The sequence below is a fragment of the Streptomyces fuscigenes genome (genome assembly GCF_021556455.1).
Taxonomy (GTDB): Bacteria; Actinomycetota; Actinomycetes; order Streptomycetales; family Streptomycetaceae; genus Streptomyces; species Streptomyces fuscigenes.
Genome location: NZ_JAKGCV010000419.1, coordinates 1 through 4,766 on the forward strand (window position 1 = coordinate 1; position 4,766 = coordinate 4,766).

Genomic DNA, 4,766 nt, shown 5'->3' on the forward strand with positions numbered 1-4,766 from the left:
CGGCCCCGGCCCCTGGGCGTCCGCCGCGTACTCCCCGCGCCCGGGCGACTGGCGGCCCTACGTCCTCGCGCCGTCCGGCCACACCGTCGCACCGGCGCGCGTCCTGTCCAGTGATCCGCGCGGCGGCGCCATCACCGGCGACCCGGCCGCCCTGACCGGCGCGAAGGGCCGCACCGTACGCCTCACCAACGCGGCGGCCGGCGGGCGCGCCGCCTCGCCGCTCGTCACCCTCGACTTCGGCAAGGAGGTCGGCGGGAAGATCCGCGTCCACGTGGCGGGCGCGTCCGCCACCCCGCCCGCCCTGCACGTCTGCTTCAGCGAGTCGCTGCGCTACGGGGCGTTCACGGCCGCCGCCAACGGCGGCGAGGCGGCCTTCGCGCCCGGCTGCGACACCGCCAACATCTGGAACGGCTACCCCGGGCAGCCCTACACGTACGACTCCGACAGCCACACCCTCACCGTCGACACGCGGCGCCTGCCCGCCACCGCCCGGGACCCGGAGATCCGGGGCGGCTTCCGGTACGCGACGCTCTTCCTCGACGGACCCGGCCACCTCGACCTCGGCGCCGCGTCGCTGGAGTTCGACGCCGTGCCCCGGCAGACCGACCCGGCCGACTACGAGGGCTGGTTCCTCTCCAGCGACAACGAGCTCGACAAGATCTGGTACGCGGGCGCCTACACCGTCCAGATGGACACCTGGATGCCCGACACCGCCAAGAGCTGGCCGTACGCGACCGGCGAGGCCGACCACGCCGACTCCGTGATCCCCGGCGCCGACCCCGGCAAGGAGGTCGTCCTCGACGGCGCGAAGCGCGACCGGGTCGTGTGGCAGGGCGACCTGGCCGTCCAGGCTCCCGTCACCTACCTCACCACCGGCGACACCGACGCCGTCGACAACTCCCTGTCCTCGCTGGCCGGCCAGCAGCTCCCGGACGGCTTCGTGCCGGCGGAGAGCCTGGTCGGACCGCACAACGAGGACGAGATCCGCACGTACGGCGAGTACGTCACGTGGTTCCTGTACAACCACTACGAGCACTGGCTCTACACCGGCGACACCGCCTACCTGAAGAAGTGGTGGCCCGCCCTGACCCGTGCGACGGCCTGGCTGGAGTCGGTGCGGCAGCAGGACCCCCAGGGCCTCATCGCGTTCGGGGCCGCGGGCTCCTGCGGGCACTACGGCTACAGCGACTGCGGGCACGAGACGTACGTCAACGCGCTGTACGTGCGCAACCTGCGGGGGATGGCCCGGCTCGCCGCAGCGCTGGGCGACGGGAGCGCGGCCGGCACCTACGCGTCGCGCGCGGGCGAGGTGTCGGACGACGTCAACAGCCAGCTGTGGGACCCGGCGGCCGGGGCCTACCGGCTCTCCCGCGAGACGCCGGACGCCTACCCGCAGGACGCCAACGCGACCGCCGTGCTGACCGGCGTCGCGGACGCCGACCGCGCCACGCGGGCCATGGGCCGCCTCCACCGCACCAGTTGGAGCACCTACGGCGCCCTCACCGTCGCGCCCGGCACACCCGGCGCCCCGATGCAGCCGTTCTACGAGCCGCTGCCCAGCGGCTTCGAGGCGAGCGCGCGGCTGTCCCTCGCCGACCCGAGCGGCGCCCAGCAGGCCCTCGGGCTCGACCTGATCCGCACGTTCTGGGGCCACCAGCTCGCGGGCGACCCCGGCGGCACGTTCTGGGAGAAGGCCGACCCGGCGGGGAACCCGGGCATCGCGCAGTTCACCAGCCTGGCGCACGGCTGGGCCTCCGGGCCGACGGTCACCCTGACCTCGCAGGTCCTCGGCGTCACCCCGACGGGCCCCGGCTTCTCGTCGTACGAGATCGCCCCCGTCCCCGGCGGCCTGCACTGGGCGCAGGGCGCGGTGCCGACCCCGCACGGGACGATCACCGCCTCCTGGCGGTCCACGGCCGGGGGGTTCACCCTCACCGCCGACGCCCCGCGCGGCACCCGCGGCCGGCTCGCCGTCCCCACGGGCGGCCGGCACGTCCGGGTGACCCTCGACGGCCGGACGGTCTGGACGGGCACCCGCGCGGCCCCGGGGGCCCGCGCCACCGCCGACGCCACCCACGTCTACGTCGACGGCGTCGGGCCCGGCCGCCACACCCTCAGCACGCACTGACCGACGCCCGCTGCGCATCCGCGCACGGGCCTTCCCCCTCTCCCGGTGGTCCGGGGAGAGGGGGAAGGCCTTCGGCGCTCCCCGGCCGCCGCTACTTCCCGGAGGCGGCCGTGGTGAACGTGTGGGAACCCGCGCCGAGGCCCGTGACCGTGATGTGCGTGGCGTCCTCGCTCACGCCCGCGGCGCGGGCCCCGCTGCCGTCCCACAGGACACCGCGGTCCGAGCGGACCACCGGCCGGCCCCCCTCCTTCGGCAGGGCCACCGAGCCGCGGGTGCCGTGCGGGGCCTCCACGGTCACGGTCAGCCCGCCGCCGTGCCCGCGCGTCCAGCGGACCGCCAGCGGGCCGTGCGGGGTGGGGACCTGGCCCCGCGCCCAGGAGACCGACGAGTCCGGCCAGGGGCGTACCGCCCACCTGGCGAAGCCGGGGGCGGTGGGAAGCGCGCCCAGCAGCTGGTTGGTCAGCGCCGGCAGGACGCCCGTCGACCAGCCGTGCGCGCAACTGGTGTACGCGTCCTCGTACAGCGAGCCGTTCGGGCCGATGCCCTCCCAGTGCGTGATGCCCGGGTCGTGGCCCGCCATCCAGCCGTAGGTGCGGCGGATCTGGTCGATCGCCGAGTCGGCCCGCCCGCTCTCGAAGCGGGCCACGAACTCCGGGTACGAGGTGAACGCGTAGACCCGCTGCGAGGCACCGCCGAACAGGGTGTCGTTGTCCATGAACGCGTTGCCGTAGCGCGTCCGCGTCGTCGCGTCGAGGTGGTCGAGGGCGGCGCCCGCGCGCTCCGCGTCCGCGACGCCCGCCGTGATGGCGATGGCGTTGCCGTCCTGCGCGTGCCGCACCGCGCCGGTGGCGGAGTCGAGGTACGCGCCGGCCGCGTCGTCCCACAGGTACGTGTTGACGGCCTTCGCGACGGTGCCGGCGCGCGCGCTCCACCGTTCGGCGTCGGCGGGGTGGCCGAGGAAGAGGGCGAGGGACGCCGCGTCCTTGAGCGCCTGCACGTAGTTCACGTTGTAGTAGGTCACGCGTCCCGTGCGGCCGAGGAACGCGTAGTCGCCGTAGCCGTCCGTGCCGTTGAGGCCCTTGCTCAGCAGGCCCGCGCCGTCGGTGACGCTCGGGTACCAGGTGTCGAGCGCCTTGAGCAGGTGCGGGTAGTAGCGCGCCGCGTAGGCCCGGTCGCCGGTGTACAGGACGTAGTCCCAGCTGCAGGTGACCCACCACAGCGGATAGTCGAACAGCGGCAGCGTGTAGGAGTTGATGGAGGCGGGCGGTATCCAGCCGTCGTCGCGCTGGTGGTCGGCGAGGTCGGCGAGCACGTTGCGCGCAGCCTCGGCCGCGTCGTCGTGCGTGAGGTAGAGCGTGCGGGCGGAGACCGCGAGGTCGCCGACGTACGGGTCGCGGTCGCGCTTGGCGCCGTCGAGCAGCACCAGCTTGCCGTCGAGACCCGCCGAGTAGGCGCCGCGCGGGTCCACGTCGTCCTGCCGGAAGTGGTCGGTGACCAGCTCGTTGGTGTAGGCGGCCGCGTACCAGTGGCGGTTCAGCTCGTCGTCGGAGCACTGGAACCAGCCGCGGTAGGTGCCGGGCGTGCCCACGTAGGCCGTGAAGTCGAGCTCGACGGCGTCGATCGCGACCGTGCCCCAGGGCTGGGCGGCGGGCGCGTCGGAGGCGAGGGCGTCCAGGGTGATCCGCAGGTAGCGGAAGCCGTGCAGGCCGTCCGCGTAGACCTGGTCGGGCGCGGACGGGTCGGCCCCGGCGCGGTACCCGCGCCGGTCGTCGTCCCAGACCCCGCCCTTCGCGGGCACGGCGAACTGGTCGGTGCCCCTGCCGGGGTCGCCCGCCTGGTCGCCCCGGGTGAAGTCGGAGCGCGCGGTCAGGAACTGGCGCGACTCGGAGAACGCGAGCCGCACGCCCGGGCTGTTGTCGGAGGCGTACGCGAACCGCACCCGCGGGTACCCGACGACGACCTTGCCGAAGTCCAGGGTGACGCCGGGCGGTTCGGCCGCCTCGACGACGCCCGGCCACACCTCGTTGATCCGGGTGAACTCGCCGGACGGTGTGTTCTGGGCGGCCGTGACGGTGATGCGGACCCCGGTGGTGGTGACGGGCCGGTCGAACGGGACCGGCCGCTGCACGGCGCCGTTCCCGGTGACGGCGGCGGCCGGCTGCCACGCCGTGCCGTCCCAGGTCTCGACGGTGAACGCGGTGGGCACGCCGTCCTGGTTCGACAGCACGGTCACGCCGGGCAGTTCGCGCGCGGCGGGCAGGGTGACCGTCAGGGTGTCGGGATAGGCGCCCTGGGTGTCGTCGTTCCAGAAGGTGCCGGGGTCGCCGTCGATCGCGTTCTTCGCGTCGTACGTGCGCGGGCTGCCGTCGTTGCCGTTGTTGGGCGCGTGCGCGGAGGACGCCTCGGCGGTGGTGCCCTCGGGCCACGCGGGCGGGGCCACCGGGCGGGGTCTGGTCAGGACGGTGGGCCGGCCGCCGGGTGCGAGGAGGCCCTCGGGGTCGCGTACGTCCCCGGCAGCGCGGCAGTCCCGCCGGCGGTCGCGGGAATACGGCGCGATTTTCGGCCGTCCGGAGCGGCGAGATCACCGCAGGCCGGCTGCCGTGCGTTCACAATTCCGCCAGCTAATCGGCACGGAAAT

General features: G+C 74.7%; 2 protein-coding genes. One reads left to right on the forward strand and one right to left on the reverse strand.

Annotation, left to right across the window (positions count from 1 at the left end):
* Window positions 1-2,128: alpha-L-rhamnosidase-related protein (locus L1885_RS23710; protein WP_235799206.1), on the forward strand; the 2,128-nt coding region annotated here is incomplete at its 5' end.
* A 91-nt stretch (window positions 2,129-2,219) separates the two neighbouring features.
* Here L1885_RS23710 and L1885_RS23715 read toward each other — a convergent pair.
* Window positions 2,220-4,568: an alpha-L-rhamnosidase-related protein gene (locus L1885_RS23715; RefSeq protein ID WP_235799207.1), complete on the reverse strand. Its 2,349-nt coding sequence runs from the start codon at window positions 4,566-4,568 to the stop codon at window positions 2,220-2,222.
* Between the last annotated feature and the right edge of the window lie 198 nt (window positions 4,569-4,766).